The organism is Pseudomonas citronellolis (assembly GCF_001586155.1).
Classification (GTDB): Bacteria; Pseudomonadota; Gammaproteobacteria; order Pseudomonadales; family Pseudomonadaceae; genus Pseudomonas; species Pseudomonas citronellolis.
Genome location: NZ_CP014158.1, coordinates 4,929,012 through 4,946,277 on the forward strand (window position 1 = coordinate 4,929,012; position 17,266 = coordinate 4,946,277).

14 protein-coding genes are annotated in these 17,266 nt (G+C 66.8%); 12 read left to right on the forward strand and 2 right to left on the reverse strand.

Annotation, left to right across the window (positions count from 1 at the left end):
- The first annotated feature begins 19 nt into the window (after positions 1-19).
- The 4 genes from PcP3B5_RS21410 (at position 20) to aqpZ (ending at position 3,979) form a co-directional block, all read left to right on the forward strand.
- Entirely contained in the window at positions 20-1,033 is a 1,014-nt protein-coding gene (locus PcP3B5_RS21410) for a DUF2804 domain-containing protein (protein WP_082816388.1), read from the forward strand.
- Between the two features lie 97 nt (positions 1,034-1,130).
- Entirely contained in the window at positions 1,131-2,525 is a 1,395-nt protein-coding gene (locus PcP3B5_RS21415; RefSeq protein WP_061562348.1) for a class II fumarate hydratase, read from the forward strand.
- Positions 2,518-3,141, forward strand: coding sequence for an NAD(P)H-dependent oxidoreductase (locus PcP3B5_RS21420; protein WP_009621568.1), 624 nt, complete (start codon positions 2,518-2,520; stop codon positions 3,139-3,141). The genes PcP3B5_RS21415 and PcP3B5_RS21420 overlap by 8 nt, the downstream gene beginning before the upstream one ends.
- Positions 3,142-3,292: 151 nt before the next feature.
- Complete coding sequence (gene aqpZ, locus PcP3B5_RS21425) at positions 3,293-3,979, forward strand: aquaporin Z (protein ID WP_061562349.1); 687 nt, start codon at positions 3,293-3,295, stop codon at positions 3,977-3,979.
- An 884-nt stretch (positions 3,980-4,863) separates the two neighbouring features.
- On the opposite strand, the gene PcP3B5_RS21430 is transcribed toward aqpZ, so the two are convergent.
- The gene (locus PcP3B5_RS21430) at positions 4,864-5,826 is read right to left on the reverse strand and encodes a DMT family transporter (RefSeq protein ID WP_061563321.1); all 963 of its coding nucleotides are present in this window, start codon (positions 5,824-5,826) and stop codon (positions 4,864-4,866) included.
- Between the two features lie 220 nt (positions 5,827-6,046).
- On the opposite strand from PcP3B5_RS21430, the gene PcP3B5_RS21435 reads away from it, so the two are divergent.
- Positions 6,047-7,006, forward strand: a complete 960-nt coding sequence (locus PcP3B5_RS21435; RefSeq protein ID WP_061562350.1) for a threonine dehydratase — start codon at positions 6,047-6,049, stop codon at positions 7,004-7,006.
- Here PcP3B5_RS21435 and soxR read toward each other — a convergent pair.
- Positions 6,979-7,461 (reverse strand): redox-sensitive transcriptional activator SoxR, encoded by a 483-nt coding sequence (soxR, locus tag PcP3B5_RS21440; RefSeq protein ID WP_052267625.1) that lies wholly within the window; start codon positions 7,459-7,461, stop codon positions 6,979-6,981. The genes PcP3B5_RS21435 and soxR overlap by 28 nt on opposite strands.
- Positions 7,462-7,534: 73 nt before the next feature.
- Here soxR and PcP3B5_RS21445 point away from each other — a divergent pair, with 73 nt between their 5' ends.
- The 7 genes from PcP3B5_RS21445 to PcP3B5_RS21480 all read left to right on the forward strand — a co-directional run bounded on the left by PcP3B5_RS21445 (position 7,535) and on the right by PcP3B5_RS21480 (position 17,259).
- The gene (locus PcP3B5_RS21445) at positions 7,535-7,903 is read left to right on the forward strand and encodes an antibiotic biosynthesis monooxygenase family protein (protein WP_043270869.1); all 369 of its coding nucleotides are present in this window, start codon (positions 7,535-7,537) and stop codon (positions 7,901-7,903) included.
- A 409-nt stretch (positions 7,904-8,312) separates the two neighbouring features.
- Positions 8,313-10,349 (forward strand): type VI secretion system Vgr family protein, encoded by a 2,037-nt coding sequence (locus PcP3B5_RS21455; protein ID WP_061562352.1) that lies wholly within the window; start codon positions 8,313-8,315, stop codon positions 10,347-10,349.
- Entirely contained in the window at positions 10,346-11,239 is an 894-nt protein-coding gene (locus tag PcP3B5_RS21460) for a DUF4123 domain-containing protein (RefSeq protein ID WP_058073236.1), read from the forward strand. The genes PcP3B5_RS21455 and PcP3B5_RS21460 overlap by 4 nt, the downstream gene beginning before the upstream one ends.
- Positions 11,236-14,442, forward strand: a complete 3,207-nt coding sequence (locus tag PcP3B5_RS30990; RefSeq protein WP_061562353.1) for a toxin VasX — start codon at positions 11,236-11,238, stop codon at positions 14,440-14,442. The genes PcP3B5_RS21460 and PcP3B5_RS30990 overlap by 4 nt, the downstream gene beginning before the upstream one ends.
- Complete coding sequence (locus PcP3B5_RS21470) at positions 14,439-15,365, forward strand: hypothetical protein (RefSeq protein WP_061562354.1); 927 nt, start codon at positions 14,439-14,441, stop codon at positions 15,363-15,365. The genes PcP3B5_RS30990 and PcP3B5_RS21470 overlap by 4 nt, the downstream gene beginning before the upstream one ends.
- Positions 15,362-16,306, forward strand: a complete 945-nt coding sequence (locus PcP3B5_RS21475; RefSeq protein ID WP_061562355.1) for a hypothetical protein — start codon at positions 15,362-15,364, stop codon at positions 16,304-16,306. The genes PcP3B5_RS21470 and PcP3B5_RS21475 overlap by 4 nt, the downstream gene beginning before the upstream one ends.
- Positions 16,303-17,259 carry a hypothetical protein gene (locus PcP3B5_RS21480; RefSeq protein ID WP_061562356.1) on the forward strand — a complete coding sequence of 319 codons (957 nt, stop codon included), beginning with the start codon at positions 16,303-16,305 and terminating at the stop codon, positions 17,257-17,259. The genes PcP3B5_RS21475 and PcP3B5_RS21480 overlap by 4 nt, the downstream gene beginning before the upstream one ends.
- Positions 17,260-17,266 lie beyond the last annotated feature (7 nt).

A 17,266-nucleotide genomic window follows, 5' to 3' on the forward strand; every position in this document is an offset into this window, starting at 1 on the left:
TGTCACATGGATGTGTTCGATGACCTCCCAGGCCCGCCTTACGCTGCCTCCTGCCCTACCGATGTTGTGCGATGCGCGAGGCCACCTGGACCCGGGCGCCATCGGCTGGTCGTCGCGGCCGCTGCTGGATTGCGCCCTGCCCGGCCAGCGCGGCCGGCGCAAGCGCTGGAACCACTGGTGCCTGATCAGCCCGGGCTGGATGCTCTCGCTGACCATCGCCGACCTCGACTACCTCGGCTACGGCGCCCTCTACTTCCTCGACCTGAACACCGGCAAGGCCTATTCCCGCACCCAGATCAGCCCGCTGGGCCTGTGCTGCGAGCTGCCCGACCACCCCAACCAGAGCCACGCCTTCCGCCACGAACGCCTCAACCTGGGCTTCGACGACCAGGGCGCGCGCCTGCGCATCCACGCCGACGCCGGCGACCTGGGCGGCCTGCCGCTGTCCCTGGCGCTGGACGTGCAGCGCCCGGCGCACCTGGACTCGGTCAACCTGGTGGTGCCCATGGGCGGCAACCACTTCCACGCCTGCAGCCGGCAGATGGGCCTGCCCTTCACCGGCGCCCTGCAACTGGGCGAGGAAACCTACCAGGCCCAGGCCGGGCAGAGCTTCGCTGCGCTGGACTTCGGCCGCGGCGTGTGGCCCTTCCGCAGCTTCTGGACGCGCGCCGCCTTCGCCGCGCCCGGCGGCATCGCCGGCAACTTCGGCTCGGGCTGGACCGACCACAGCGAACACAAGGAAAACGCCCTGTGGTTCGGCGGCGAGCTGCAGCGCCTGCGCGGCGAGGTGGACATCCGCCAGGCGCCCAACGACCCGCTCGCCCCCTGGCGCCTGAGCACCGCCGACCAGCGCGTCGACCTCGCCTTCACCCCGCTCAAGCTGCACGAGGCCTCGCCACGCCTGGGCCTGCTCTACGCCCACACCAGCCAGTGGTTCGGCCACTACGACGGCTTCCTGCGCAGCGCCGCCGGCGAGCAGGTGCCGGTCAAGCGCGCCCTGGGCTGGATAGGCGCCACCCACGCACGCTGGTAGGCCCGCCGGCAAGCTATAAGCGCCATTGACGCAGCGCGGAACCCGAAAGCCGGCACAAGGCCTAAACTCCCTCAGATCATTCCGGGAGGACGCCTTCATGAAACGGACCGAAACCGACAGCCTGGGGCCTATCGAGGTCGACGAGCAGGCCTACTGGGGCGCGCAGACGCAGCGCTCGCTGGAGAACTTCGCCATCGGCGGGCAGCGCATGCCGCTGGCCGTGGTCTACGGCCTGACGCTGGTCAAGAAGGCCGCCGCGCGCATCAACGTGCGCCTGGGCGAGTTGCCGGCGGAGATCGGCCAGTTGATCGAGCAGGCCGCCGACGAAATCCTCGCCGGCCAGCACGACGACCAGTTCCCGCTGGTGGTCTGGCAGACCGGCAGCGGCACTCAGAGCAACATGAACGTCAACGAGGTGATCGCCGGCCGCGCCAACGAGCTGGCCGGCAACGCCCGCGGCGGCAAGGCGCCGGTGCACCCCAACGACCACGTCAACCGCGCGCAGAGCTCCAACGACAGCTTCCCCACCGCCATGCACCTGGCCGCCGCCCGGGCCGTGCACCAGGAGCTGCTGCCGGCCATCGCCGAGCTGGTCGGCGGCATCGCCGCGCAGTCGGCGCGCCACGCCGACCTGGTGAAGACCGGGCGCACCCACCTGATGGACGCCACGCCCATCACCTTCGGCCAGGAACTGTCGGCCTTCGTCGCCCAGCTCGACTACGCCGAGCGCGCCATCCGCGCCGCGCTGCCGGCGGTCTACGAGCTGGCCCAGGGCGGCACCGCGGTGGGCACCGGGCTGAACGCCCCGGCGGGCTTCGCCGAGGACATCGCCGCCGAGCTGGCCGGCCTCACCGGCCTGCCCTTCGTCTCGGCGCCGAACAAGTTCGCCGCCCTCGCCGGCCACGAGCCGCTGGTGACGCTCTCCGGCGCCCTGAAGACCCTCGCCGTGGCGCTGATGAAGATCGCCAACGACCTGCGCCTGCTCGGCTCCGGCCCGCGCGCCGGCATCGCCGAGGTACGCCTGCCGGCCAACGAGCCGGGCAGCTCGATCATGCCCGGCAAGGTCAACCCGACGCAGTGCGAAGCGCTGTCGATGCTGGCCTGCCAGGTCATGGGCAACGACGCCGCCCTCAGCTTCGCCGCAAGCCAGGGCCACCTGCAGTTGAACGTGTTCAAGCCGGTGATCATCCACAACCTGCTGGAATCCATCCGCCTGCTGGCCGACGGCTGCCGCAACTTCAACAGCCACTGCATCGCCGGCCTGCAGCCGGACGCCGAGCGCATGGCCGAGCACCTGGAGCGCGGCCTGATGCTGGTCACCGCACTGAACACCCACATCGGCTACGACAAGGCCGCGGAGATCGCCAAGAAGGCCTACAAGGAAGGCACCTCGCTGCGCGAGGCGGCGCTGGAGCTGGGCTACCTGACGGACCAGCAGTTCGACGAATGGGTCCGCCCGCAGGACATGCTGGAGGCCGGGCAGCATGGTTGAATCCGGCAAATCCGGCGCCACGCCCCTGGAGGGCGACGGCAAGCGCATCCTGGTGATCCTCGGCACGCCCAAGGCCGACGGCTTCTGCCACGCCCTGGCCGACGCCTACCAGCACGGTGCGCGCAGCCGGGACCACGTGGTGCGCACCCTCAAGCTCGGCGAACTGCGCTTCGATCCGGTGCTGCGCGGCGGCTACGAGCGCAGCCAGGACCTGGAGCCGGACCTGCTCGAAGCCCAGCGCCAGGTGCACTGGGCCCAGCACCTGGCGTTCGTCTACCCGATCTGGTGGGGCGGCCTGCCGGCGCTGCTGCAGGGCTTCTTCGACCGGGTGTTCCTGCCCGGCTTCGCCTTCCGCTACCGCACCCCGCAGGACCGCGAGTGGGAACCACTGCTGGGCGGGCGCAGCGCCGACCTGCTGGTGACCCACGACCAGACGCACTGGCGCTACCGCCTGCGCCAGGGCGCCCCGGCGCACCGCCAGATGGTGCGCTGCATCCTCGGCCCGTGCGGCATCGCCACGCGCCACCTGGAAGAGTTCAGCCCCATGCGCGGCGCCAGCGAGGAACAGCGCCAGGCCTGGCTCAAGCGCGCCGAGCAGTTGGGCACGCAGGTGTGAGCACCGGGCGGGCCGACGGCCAGCCCAGCATCCCGTCTCCGGGAGCCGGGGCTTTTCCAGACGTTCCCTAAAGCCCCCTCCCGCCCTCCTCGCCTAGCATCCCGGCCCTTGCCGCCATTCCGGCGGCGTATTGCCTGTCTAGGGAGGAAACATGTTCCGCAAACTGGGAGCCGAACTGCTCGGCACGTTCTGGCTGGTCTTCGGCGGCTGCGGCAGCGCCGTGCTGGCCGCGCAATTCGGCAATGTCGGCATCGGCCTGCTCGGCGTGTCGCTGGCCTTCGGCCTGACCGTGGTGACCATGGCCTACGCCGTGGGGCCGATCTCCGGCGGCCACTTCAACCCGGCGGTGAGCCTGGGGCTGTGCGTCGGCGGGCGCTTCCCCGCCCAGCACTTGCTGCCCTACATGCTGGCCCAGGTGGCCGGCGGCCTGCTCGCCGGCGCCGCGCTCTACTGCATCGCCAGCGGCGCCGCCGGCTTCGACCCGCTGAAAGGCTTCGCCGCCAACGGCTACGCCGAGCACTCGCCGGGCGGCTACAGCCTGCAGGCGGTGCTGCTGTGCGAAGTGCTGATGAGCGCGGTCTTCCTGTTCATCATCATGGGCGCCACCGACCGCGACGCCCCCGCCGGCTTCGCGCCGCTGGCCATCGGCCTGGCCCTGGCGCTGATCCACCTGGTCAGCATCCCGGTCAGCAACACCTCGGTGAACCCGGCGCGCAGCCTGGGCGTAGCGCCCTTCACCGATCCCTGGGCGCTGCAGCAGCTGTGGGCATTCTGGGTTGCGCCGCTGGCCGGCGGGGTGCTCGGCGCCCTGGCCTGGCGGGTGATTCGCGGGCGTTGAGTGATTCGCGGATGGGGTCCGCTCGTTCAGGGGAATGACATCGGCGCGCGGGCTTTCCCCTCACCCCAGCCCTCTCCCGGAGGGAGAGGGGGCTAGTCCGTGCCGAGAGGAGGCCTGGTTTCAGCCGGCAATCCCAAGCCGGCTAACGCCGAAACACCAACGCACTCCGAACGGTCCCCTCTCCCTCCGGGAGAGGGTTAGGGTGAGGGGGCCGCAGGCCTGCTCGCTCGATTCCGTTCCCCCACACGCTCCATGAAGCCATGCACTTGTAGAAGCGGGCCCTGCCCGCGATTCGCGCGTAGGGCGCACTCCTACAGGGAATGACATCGGTGCTCGGGCTTTCCCCTCACCCCAGCCCTCTCCCGGAGGGAGAGGGGGCTGGCCCGTGCCGAGAGAAGGCCTGGCTTCTGCCGGCGATCCCTGTGCCAGCCGGCTAACGCCGAAGCACCAACGCACTCCGAACGGTCCCCTCTCCCTCCGGGAGAGGGTTAGGGTGAGGGGGCTGCAGGCCTGCTCGCTCGATTCCGTTCCCCCACACGCTCCATGAAGCCATGCACTTGTAGGAGCGGGCCCTGCCCGCGATTCGCGCGCAGGGCGCACTCCTACAGGGAATGACATCGGCGCTCGGGCTTTCCCCTCACCCCAGCCCTCTCCCGGAGGGAGAGGGGGCTAGCCCGTGCCGAGAAGGGAGATGGAGTCAGTTGGGGATCCCGCAGTTGCCGGCTAACGCCGAAACACCCGCGCACGCCGAACGGTCCCCTCTCCCTTCAGGGAGAGGAGGGTGCCCTGATCCACGGCCCCGCCGATCGCCCTTCCCGCATTCACGATAACGTCCCCGCACCGGCTTCATCCGCGCCTATCATTCGCGAAATTAAAGGGATGGCTCAGGACGACAGTGCCGCCCTCGCCCGCCGCGCCCGGTAGCTACGCAGCAGCGACGGCGCCAGCGCGGTCAGCGCCGAACCCGACACCACCAGCAGCGCTCCCAGGTAGGCCAGGCCGTTGAGGCTTTCCGGCTGCAGGTGCCCGGGCCACAGGCTGGCCGCCACGGCCACCGAGGCGATGGTCACCAGGGGCGTCAGCGCCAGGGTCGCGCTGACCCGCGAGGCTTCCCAATGCGCCAGGGCCTCGGCGAAGGCGCCGTAGGCCACCAGGGTGTTCAGGCAGCAGGCCAGCAGCAGCCAGGCCTGCACGCCATCGAGCAGCAGCGCCTGCTGCGGATGCGCCCAGGGGCTGAGCAGCAGCGCGCAGCCCAGGTAGATCACCATCATCACCTGCAGCGAGTTCCACTGCGTGAGCAACTGCTTCTGCGCCAGGCCGTAGAAGGTCCAGACGAAAGCCGCCAGCAGGACGATGAGCACGCCCAGGGTGTAGTCGCCCAGCGAGCCGAACAGCTCCCCGAGACGCTGGTTGAAGAACAGCGCGAAGCCGCCCAGCAGCACCAGCAGGCCCAGCCCCTGGCCGAGGCTGAAGCTCTCCTTGAAGACGAACAGGCTGCCGAGCAGCAGCAGGATGGGCGCGATCTGGATCACCAACTGGGTGGTGCCCGGGGTGAGCATGCGCAGGCCGACCAGGTAGAACACGTAGTTGCCGGTCAGCCCCAGCACCGCCAGCAGCACCAGGCTGCCGCCGCGCCGGCCCAGCGGGCGGAAGCGCGGCAGCTGGCCGCGCAGCGCCAGCCAGACGAACAGCACGCCACCGGCCACCACCAGGCGGTACCAGGTGACGGTGACCGGGTCCATCACCTTCAGGACTTCCTTCAGCTTGATCGGCAGGATGCCCCAGAGCACGGCGGTGACCAGGGAGAGGAACAGGCCGAATTGCCAGCGGCCGGAGGAAACGTGCATGGAGGACAGCCCTTCGCGTGTGCGGTCAGCCATGCTAAGCCAGCCTCGGTGGCGCTCGACAGGAACAGTTCGGCGATACAACTGTACCGGTCCGGCGGCACACCCGGGCGCAGGCGCTCGGAAGCGCTACTGGCGACCTGCGAAAATCCTCTTCCCAGCTGTACCTGTCGCATTCCCGGCGCAGCGTCCTAGACTGCCCTCTCCCCATAGGAGAACCCCCATGCCGCTCAGCCTGCCTGCCCTCGAAGCCGCTGCCGCCATCGTCCACCGCAGCCTGCCGCCCACCCCGCAGATCCGCTGGCCCCTGCTGGTGGAAGCCCTGGGCTGCGAAACCTGGGTCAAGCACGAGAACCACTCGCCGGTGGGCGCCTTCAAGCTGCGCGGCGGGCTGGTCTACTTCCACCACCTGGCGGCCCAGGCGCCCTGCCCGGCCGGGGTGATCAGCGCCACCCGCGGCAACCACGGCCAGTCCATCGCCTTCGCCGCGGCGCGCCTGGGCATGCCGGCGACCATAGTCGTGCCCCACGGCAACAGCCGCGAGAAGAACGCCGCCATGCGCGCCCTGGGCGCCAACCTGATCGAGCACGGCGAAGACTTCCAGGCCTCCCGCGAGTACGCCGGCGAACTGGCCGAGCGCGACGGCCTGCACCTGATCCCCTCCTTCCACCCCTGGCTGGTGGCCGGCGTGGCCAGCTACAGCCTGGAGCTGCTGCGCGCCCTGCCCGGCCTGGACGTGTGCTACGTGCCGGTGGGCATGGGCTCGGGCATCTGCGGGATGATCGCCGCGCGCGACGCCCTGGGCCTGAAGACGCGCATCGTCGGCGTGGTCTCCAGCCATGCGCCAGCCTATGCGCTGTCCTTCGCCGCCGGGGAGCCGGTGTTCCATGCCACCAGCACGCAACTGGCCGACGGCATGGCCTGCACCACCCCGGAGCCGAATGCGGTGGCGATGATCCGCGCCGGCGCCGACCATTTCGTCCAGGTCAGCGATGCGGAAATCGGCGCGGCCATGCGCCTGCTGTTCACCGCCACCCACAACGTCGCCGAGGGCGCCGGCGCCGCGGCGCTGGCCGCCGCCCTGCAAGAGCGCGAGGCGCTGCGCGGGCTGAAGGTGGGCCTGGTGCTCAGCGGCGGCAACGTCGACCGCGAGGTCTACGCCCGCGAGCTGTCCGGCGGCTGACCGTCCCAGTGCGCGCCCGGCCCCTGCTCCGCCAGCCTGTCGCCGGGGTTGCGCAGCGGGCAGCTCTCCAGCGACAGGCAGCCGCAGCCGATGCAGCCGTTGAGCTGGTCGCGCAGCAGCACCAGCTTGGCGATGCGCTCGTCCAGATCGTCGCGCCAGCGCGCTGAAAGCCGCGCCCAGTCGGCGGCCATGGGCGAACGCCCGCTGGGCAGGCTGGCCAGGGCCTCGGCGATCTCGTTCAGTGGAATGCCGACGCGCTGCGCCACCTTGATCACCGCCACCCGGCGCAGCACGTCGCGCGGGTAACGGCGTTGGTTGCCGGCATTGCGGGTGCTGTGGATCAGCCCCTTGGCCTCGTAGAAATGCAGCGCGGACACGGCCACGCCGGCGCGCCTGGCGAGTTCGCCGACGCTCAGTTCATGGGGTACGTGCAGGGCCTGGTGTTTTTTCGGCATGGCGGGCTTGACCTCAAGTTAAGTTGAGGTTTTACCCTCGCCAGCGTCTGCCTTCAAGCCCAGGAGCCCACCCATGATCATTCCCAGCGCCTACTGCAGCACCGACGCCGACCAGCCCGAGACCCCGACGCATTTCGCCCTGCTGATCGACATCGAGGTGGCGCCGGCGCAACAGCCCGACATCGCCGAGCGCCTGGGCCGCTACCTGGAGCAACTGCGCGAACTGTTCCACCAGGCGCCGGGCTACCTGGGCGCGGAACTGCGCGCCAGCGAAGACGGCCGCCACCTGCTCGGCTGCGTGCACTGGCGCAGCCGCGAGGACTGGGAAACCACCTGGGACTGCGGCGCCACGCGCAGCGAGCTGTTCAGCGACAGCCTGCTGCGGCTGGGGGCCAGGAGCATTCATTTCGACAGTTTCCTGGTGGCGGAGCGGCTGGCCTGAGGGGCGAAGCCGAGGCGCTCTTCGTAGGATGGGTTGAGCCTTGGCGAAACCCATGCGGTTGCGGTGATGGGTATCGCTTCGCTCAACACCATCCTACGCTGGAATTTCCGCGGCCCATGGCCACGAATCGCGCGCAGGGCGCGCTCCTACAGGTGGGAGCGGAGGTGGACTCCGTCCGCGATCCGGCCGCCAGGCTGGCTTCTCTCTACAGGCTCATGTGCAGCAGCGGGAACAGCCGGACTTGTTCGTCAGTCTCGGTGCGGCCGTTCCTCGTCATCGATGACAAGAGCTCTACATCATGACTGAGACTTGAGAGGGGAATTCCTTCATCCATTGAGGAAGCGGCCGATATTTCTCCACGCTCCTTGGTTGTTCTGATGCGTGGCTCGCAAAGAATTGGAGCCACGTCATGTTCGCCCCCGCCAACCAGCCCCATTTCAGCCTGAATATCGACGGCCTCGACAGCGACCTGCAGGTGCTCGAATTCCATGGCCGCGAAGCCCTGAACCAGCCCTACCGCTTCGACATCGAGCTGGTCAGCGAACGTCCCGACCTGGACCTGGAAAGCCTGCTGCACAAGGGCGCCTACCTGGACCTGGGGCAGGGCCACGGCATCCATGGCCAGTTGCACCGGGTGGCCCAGGGCGAATCCGGCAAGCGCCTGACCCGCTACCAGGTGAGCCTGGTGCCGCGCCTGGCCTACCTCGCGCATCGACATAACCAGCGCATTTTCCAGCAGCTGACGGTGCCGCAGATCATCACCCGGGTGCTGGAGGAACACGGCATCCTCGCCGACGCCTACCGCTTCCAGCTCGGCCCCACCGTCTACCCGCCGCGCGACTACTGCACCCAGTACGACGAGAGCGACCTGCACTTCGTCCAGCGCCTGTGCGAAGAGGAAGGCCTCCACTACCACTTCGAGCACAGCCCCGACGGGCACCTGCTGGTGTTCGGCGACGACCAGACCGCCTTCCCCAAGCTGGCGCCGGTGGCCTACCAGCAGGACTCCGGCCTGGTCGCCGACCTGCCGGTGATCAAGCGCTTCGGCCAGCGTCTGGATACCCGTACCGCCCGCGTCAGCCGCCGCGACTACGACTTCGAGAAGCCCAGGCTGCAACTGGAAAGCATGGCGCGCAGCGACAGTCGCCCGGACCTCGAGGACTACAATTACCCCGGCCGCTTCACCGACCGCGAGCGCGGCAAGCTGCTGAGCCAGCGCAGCCTGGAAAGGCACCGCGCCGACTACCGCCAGGCCGAAGGCCGCAGCGACCAGTCGGGCCTGCGCAGCGGCCATTTCCTGCCCCTGCGCGAGCACCCGCGCGGCGAGTGGAACGACCTCTGGCTGCTCACCGAAGTGCGGCACGAAGGCAAGCAGCCGCAGGTGCTGGAAGAGTCGGTCACCAGCGACGCCCGCGACGGCAAGGACGACTTCCAGCAGGGCTACCGCAACCGCTTCCTCGCCACACCCTGGGACGTGCCCCACCGCCCGCCGCTGGCGCATCCCAAGCCGCGCGTGCTGGGCAGCCAGACCGCCGTGGTGACGGGGCCCAAGGGTGAGGAAATCCACTGCGACCGCTACGGCAGGGTCAAGGTGCAGTTCCACTGGGACCGCGAGGGCCAGGCCGACGACAAGACCAGCTGCTGGCTGCGCGTGGCCTCCAGTTGGGCTGGCAAGCAGTACGGCGCCATCGCCATCCCGCGCATCGGCATGGAAGTGCTGGTGACCTTCCTCGAAGGCGACCCGGACCAGCCGCTGATCAGCGGCTGCCTGTACCACGCCGAGCACCTGCCGGCCTACGAGCTGCCGGCGAACAAGACCCGCAGCCTGTTCAAGAGCCTCTCTAGCCCCGGCGGCGGTGGCTACAACGAACTGCGCATCGAGGACCGCAAGGGCCAGGAACAGATCTACCTGCATGCCCAGCGCGACTGGGACGAGAACATCGAGCACGACCAGAAGATCCGCGTCGGCCACGAACGCCACGACACGGTGGAGGCCAACGCCTACAGCGAGTTCAAAGCCGAGGAACACCGCACCACCCATGGCGACCGCAAGGTCGAGGTGCGCGTCGACGACCACCTGACGGTGGGCAACGACCAGCACCTGAAGCTCGGCAGTGGCCAGTTCATCGAGGCCGGCAACGAGATCCACTACTACGCCGGCGAGAAGGTGACGATCGACGCGGGCCAGGAACTGACGCTCAAGGCCGGCGGCAGCTTCGTCAAGCTCGACCCCGGCGGCGTCACCCTCAGCGGCGCCGACGTCAAGCTCAACAGTGGCGGCAGCCCCGGTGTCGGCACGCCGGCCGCGCCCCTGCTGCCCGGGCCGTTGCAACAGGCGGACCAGGACAAGCCCGGAGCCTTGTTGATCGCCGCGCAGCGCCAGGCCCTGCTGCGCAAGTTGCCGGTGTGCGCCATCTGCGCCCAGGCAGCGGGAGTGCAAGCATGAACGCCGAGGTTCGCTACCTGCCGCCGCTGCCAGTCGGCCTGCCATGGGCCGAAGGGGCCAGCCTGCTGCTGGATGGCGCCAGCCTCGCAGAGCTCCCCCAATGGCTGCGGCAATGGAGCGGGACTGCGACCTTCCAGCCCCTCTACGCCCAGACGCGATGGGACGAGCTGGTCGATATCTCCCCCTGCCTCGTCCAACTGAACGGGCCGGACGATGCGTTGCTCGACGCCTTTCTGGCTCAGGGCCAGGGGGATTGGGGCTACCTGCTGTTCGGCCAGGCCCCCTGGCATGAACGGCTCGCCCATCTGCGCTGGCTGCTCAACGCACGTCATCCCCAGGGCGAAGAAATGCTCCTGCGCCTGGCCGATCCGGCGGTAGCCAATGCGCTGCTGGGGCGGGCCGTGGCCAATGGCGATACCTGCCTGTTCGGCCCATTCGAAAGCATCCTCGCCTTCGATGGCGAAACCCGCTCCTGGCTATGTCACCGTCGCCCCGCGGGGCCTGTGCCGGCTCGACAGGATGGCCCGTACCGACTTGACGACGAAGAACTGGAACGCCTGGGCGAAGTGCGCTGGCAGCGCGTCGTGGAGCAACTGGATGCGCACCTGCGGCAGGCCTTCCCGCACTACGCCGCGGATTGCGACAGGTCGGCGCGCCGCGCCCATTTGCGCGGGTTGGCCGAGCAGGCCCACGCCAGAGGCCTATATAGCGAAGTCGACATTGCCCGCTACGCCAACCTCTTCGGTCTGCTGGGGGAGCAAGCGCTGCAGGACTACCCGGAGATAGCCGCACTGCTCGACGCGACGTCCAGCCAAACGCCGTCCCGGCGCCTGGAGGCTGCCGCGGACCTCGCCTACGCCATCGTCCTGCAAGCAAGGAGCGCTTCATGATCAGCAACCCCAACCGCCTGCACGGCATGAGCCATGACGACGCCCGCAACCCGATAGCCAGTTGCCCGGCGCGCCAGAACGAGCTGTACGTCGTCCCGGCGCGCTACGCCCTGGCCGAGCACCCCGCCCGCCACGCCAGCCTGCAACCGGCCGTGCGCGCCAGCAGCCACCCCATGGCCCTGCGCCGCCTGCGCGGTGGCTTCCTCTACCTCTGGCATGGGCAGGGGCCGCTGCAACGCTATGCCGTGGCCGCCGATGGGTTGCTGCAGTCACAACCGCTGACGGCCGACGAGAGCGTCCTGCTGCGCGGCAGCCAGGCCGGCTTCGCCCTGGACAAGCGCCACGATGCCTGGCTCCTGTACAGCGAAATCCCCCTCGGCGCAGATGCCTGCGCCCAACTGGCGGAGGCCGGCATCCGCCAGCGGCGCATGCGCCACATCGCCCTGGGCGAGGTCGCCCTGCGCCTGCAGGCACCGCACTGCCCTCCGCTCGACGCAAGTGAAACTCTGCTGGCCGAACTGATGCCGGAGGTTCGTGAACGCATTCTGGCCAAGGAACATGCGCAGAACCGCGAGGCGGACAAACGACGGACCCGGGAACTGGCCGAGCGGATGAACGCCGCCCCCACCCAAGAGAACGTGCGCGCCTATATCCACGCCATGGAGTGGTACAACGCCGGCTCGCAAGCCGCCATGCGCCACCCCCAGGCCGAGCAGGAGGACGCGCCGGGCGCCTGGAGCGCCCAGGTGTGGGAAGTGCCCGCCACCTCGGCGTGGCTGGACAGCGCACGCAGCGAGGCCGGGGAACTGCATGCGGTGCTCGCCGTGCTCGACGACGACCTGGGCGTACTGCGCGACCTCAACCACGAGCAGGAACAGCTGGAAGCCCGCCACGAAGCCTGGATGGCCGACAACAACCTGCGCCAGAACGTCGGCGGCTTCATCCGCAGCCTGGTCCGCGAGGACGGTGGCGAGCTGGCCAGCCTGCTCAATTACCGTTACCGCGAACACGATATCCAGCTCACCCCCGAGCAGGGCGAGCAGTTGCTCGCCGCCCAGGCGCCCCTCAAGGCCCTGCTGGACGAAGAGACCCAGGTCAACGTCCACGAGCGCCAGCGCATCGGTCACGCCGCCGCCGACGAGCGCATCGCGGATATCGCCCGCCGTCGCGAACAACGCCTGGCGCCGCTGCGCGCCTTCATCCCCGCCGAGTTGCAGCAGCAGGTACAGGACATCGTGCGCGACTACCGCCAGGACAAGGCCAGCCAGCTCGCCGGCGGCCGGGCCAGCGCCAAGGTCGCCGAATACATCGACCTGGAACGCATGGATCGCTGGCTGGACGAGCAGGCCCCGGCGCATTTCCGCCAGGTCGAGGCCCGCCATGCCAGCCTCTATGCCGACCGCCAGGCCTTCCTGCCGCGCCACGACCTGGGCAGTTGGTTCGTCGAGCACGACAACCCGCAGCATCAGTGCTGGCTGGACGAATTGGCCGACGCCTGCCTCAGCGCCCAATGCCATCGCCGCCAGGGCGTCGAGCAGTTCAGCGACTTCCTGCGCGCCAAGGACGGCGGCGTCTTCCGCTTGCTGTTCCTGGGCTGGAGCCCATCGCTGGAAGCGGCGGTGAACAACACCGCGCGCCTGGGCGAGCTGCAGGCGGTGCTCGCCCAGGACAACCTGAGCGCCACCCACGAGGCCCTGACCCACCTGCTCGGCGCCGCGACCGTGCAGGCGCTGCAGCGCCTGGCCAGCGACGTCGACGGCTACTGGAGCCTCACCGTGGCCCGCCTGGGCGCCGTGCTGCTGGCGCTGCAGCAGAAGGGCACCCTGCCGGGGCAATGGCTGGGCACCCTGCTGGTCACCCGCCTGGGCGCCGGTGCCCCGCTGGTCCGCACCCTGAACAACGGCGTGGCCACCTGGCGCCTGCTCGGCCAGCAGGCGCAACAGCTCGGCCAGTGGGTCAACAACACCGCCCAGGCCATCGGCCAGGGCCGCGCCGCCGGCATCCTGCAAAGCCCCGCAGTGCAGAACAGCGGCGGCTTGCTGCCGCTGGCGGCGCTGCTGGTCAACGCGCTCAATGCCGAGAGTTACCTGGCGCAAGCCCATGTCCTGGAGCGAATGGATACCCAGCGCCGGGCCGAGAGCATTTCGGCCACGCTCTATGCGGGAGCGGCATTGGTGGCGGTGGTGCAGAATTGGGTGATTGTTGGGCGAGGAATTGAGGAACTGGGGCGTGGTGCTTCAGTTGCTCCAACTCTGACGCTGTTTGGTGGAGTAGTAGGTTTACTATCCATGCTGGCTGCCCGAGAAGAGTCGGTAGCCTTAGGCATGCAAATTGAGGCTGCACAAAGCAGCATGGATCCATGGGTGGAAATCCGCCGGCTGGCGGTGGCTGGCCAGATTGGCGCTTATGGTGCTCAGGCTGCACTGGGACTGGGACTGACCGGTATGCGCCTGTTCAATCGCATCGACACTCCCACAGCTATCCGCCGCTTCCGCCTGGGCATGGGGCCGATCAATCTGTTGCTGCTCGCATTGGGAGGTGTGTACCTGTACGCCTGGTGGCGGCAATCCACACCGCTGCAGCAGTACCTGGCCAACTGTTGCTGGTCCAAGGCTCGCGCCGGCAATACCGATCCCATTCCCGCCGAGCAGCAGCAACGGGAGTTCGACCAGTTGCTGACATTGCTCTACCAACCGCGCGTCAGCGTCGACAGCAAGCCCCAGCGAGTGCCCGGCTCCCTGGGCGACACCGTTAGCCTGGAAGCCATCCAGCGCCTGACCGTCGACTTGCCGGGTGCCGAGCCGTCCAGTGTCGAACTGGAGTTGGGCCTGATCGGCAGTCCCGTACCCGACCACTTCCGCATGTTCCGCAGCAACGACCAGCCCAACCTGGATATCGGCGATCTCTGGCTGGAGCGCAGCCAATGCACCTGGATACCGGCGGACCAAGGCCAGGGCCTGCGCCTGAGCGGCACCTTCCGCCAGGCCCAGGTGCGTCTCTCGCTACGCCTTCACTACCACAACCCGCTGGCAGACCTGGCCGGTATCACAACCATTGGTGGAGAACAGGGCCTGGCCTATGTCCTGACGGCGGAAAATGCACCTGTCACATTGCGCCCCGGCGAACCTACCCCGGAACTGGACCGTGCACAAACCTACCGCCTGACTGGCGAGAACCACCTGCATCCCAAGGAAACTCGATGACACTTCCCCCCGCCGGCAGCCAGAAGCAGGGTCTGTTCTCCCGCGAGGACTACCTGGCACCTCCGGCCATTCCCACTGGGCAGCCTCCAAAAGATGTGCTCAATACCATCTGGCGCAAGAACGAAGTTTTTCTCGATATCGGTCAGTACAGCATTGGCTCGTTTGTGATGATTCTATGGCCACTAGTACTGATATCCGTCTTATATCTCTATTTCTCCTGGACAGAGGGTGCAATAGATTATTTTTGGGGCTCGGCACTATTAATCTTCTTGGTAGTGGGAGTTCCCCTATTGATGCTGCTCTACAGCCTAACTAAGCCGGTCCCACCGCCCACCCGCTTCAACCGCCAACGCCGCGAAGTCTGTGTACCGCAGAAAGACGGTAGCTACTGGATAGTGCCTTGGGAAACCGTAGTGGCGCAGGCCATTGCCATGGACTCGGTGGGGCGCCATGGCAAGACCACCCAAGGCATGCTGGTGGTGGGTTTCAAGAACCCGGACCCGAATGCGAAGGAAGGCGAACGGGACTGCAGTATGGGATTCAGTTGTGGTGGCGGTACTACGGCGATGTGCCTATGGGAGTGCATTCGCAGTTATATGGAGATCGGTCCCGAGGCGGTGCCAGATACACGCCTGGGCCATCGGCCTTATGAGGAAACCCAAATCGGCTCCATCATTACCAGCCTGCGCAAAGGAGACATTCTTGATGTACTGCACGGTTTGTTCTTCGTTATCTGCCTTGGAACCTATTTTTCCGAGAAACTCCAGAACCTGAAGCTGGCGCCTCCCCCCGATTTGACCGATCCCAATATTGTCGAATGGTCCAAGCCTCTACCGCCCGGGCAATGGGCCAAGCGCTCCCCCGAATGGGATGAAGCCATTCGACAACGAGAGGCAGAACTGGCACGAGAGGTTGCGACATGACGCTTCCCCCCGCCGGCAGCCAGAAGAAAGACCTCTTCTCCCGCGAGGACTACCTGGCGCCACCGGCCATTCCCACCGGGCAGCCTCCAAGGGATGTACTTAATACCATCTGGCGTAAGAACGAGGTGTTTCTTGATATTGGCGAGTACAGCATTGGCTCGTTTGTGATGATTGCGTGGCCCATGATTCTCCTGTTGCTGGCTATGGGGGTGCCATTTAGGGAGTCGTTGCCCGAGTTTTCTCTGTTCATCCTGATAGCAGGTCTGATCATTGTCGGAATTCCTTCCTCGTTCGTGCTCTATAGCCTGACCCAACCTGTCCCTCCACCTACCCGCTTCAACCGCCAACGCCTCGAAGTCTGTGTACCGCAGAAGGATGGCAGCTACTGGATAGTGCCCTGGGAGACCGTAGTGGCGCAGGCCATTGCCATGGACTCGGTGGGGCGCCATGGCAAGACCACCCAAGGCATGCTGGTGGTGGGCTTCAAGAACCCGGACCCGAATGCGAAGGAAGGCGAACGGGATTGCAGTATGGGGTTCAGTTGTGGTGGCGGTACTACGGCGATGTGTCTGTGGGAGTGTATTCGCAGTTATATGGAGATCGGTCCCGAGGCGGTGCCTAAATGCCATTTCGAAGGAGAGAAAACCGGTAGGAGTCTACTGGGTTGGTTCTTGAGCATCATGGGCGATACCATTCGTTCCCTATTGAAGGGAAACGTCAAGTCCGCGCTCAAGGATGTTTTCTTCACCTTCTTTCTAGGCGCTCCGCTAGGTTTTTATCTACAGGAGCGAAAGCTGATCCCCCCTCCCGATCTGACCGACCCCGCCATAGTCGAATGGTCCAACCCCCTGCCATCCGAACAATGGGCCAAACGCTCCCCTGAGTGGGACGAAGCCATTCGACAATGTGAGGCGGAGTTAGCAGGGAAGGCTGCGACGTGACCTTGCCACCCGCAGGCAGCCAGAAGAAGGGCCTGTTCTCCCGCGAGGACTACCTGGCGCCACCGGCCATTCCCACCGGGCAGCCTCCAAAAGATGTGCTCAATACCATCTGGCGCAAGAACGAGGTATTTCTCGATATCGGCCAGTACAGCATTGGCTCGTTTGTGATGATTCTTTGGCCACAACTATTAATAGCCATCTTTTTGATCATCAATGTACGAGACTATGGTGAACTTCTTTGGATGTTCAGCATATTGTTCTCTCTCGTTATTGGCATTCCTCTGTTGATGCTCCTCTACAGTCTGGCCAAACCTGTATCACTTCCCACCCGCTTCAACCGCCAACGCCGCGAAGTCTGCGTACCGCAGAAGGACGGTAGTTACTGGATAGTGCCCTGGGAAACCGTAGTGGCGCAGACCATTGCCATGGACTCGGTGGGGCGCCATGGCAAGACCACCCAAGGCATGCTGGTGGTGGGTTTCAAGAACCCGGACCCGAATGCGAAGGAAGGCGAACGGGACTGCAGCATGGGGTTCAGTTGCGGCGGCGGCACAACAGCGATGCGCTTGTGGGAATGCATGCGCAGCTATATGGAAATAGGGCCGGAAGCGGTGCCACTGGAAAATGACCTGGAAGGCACACGAAAACTATTGGGGGGGCGGGGAGCCATCTGGGGAAGTATCTGGATGTTCTATGCCGGCATAAAAAAGCACTTGCTCGCCAAGGAGTTCGGTAAAGCACTATGGCTGATATTTACGATTGTCGCCTTCGGGCCCCCCTTGGCAGCTATGCTGCAAACCTGGAAGCTGGCGCCGCCTCCCGATTTGACCGACCCCGCCATAGTCGAATGGTCCAAACCCCTACCGCCCGAACAATGGGCCAAACGCTCCCCTGAGTGGGACGAAGCCATTCGCCACCGTGAGGTGGAGCTGGCGGGAGAGGCTGCGACCTGATCTTGTC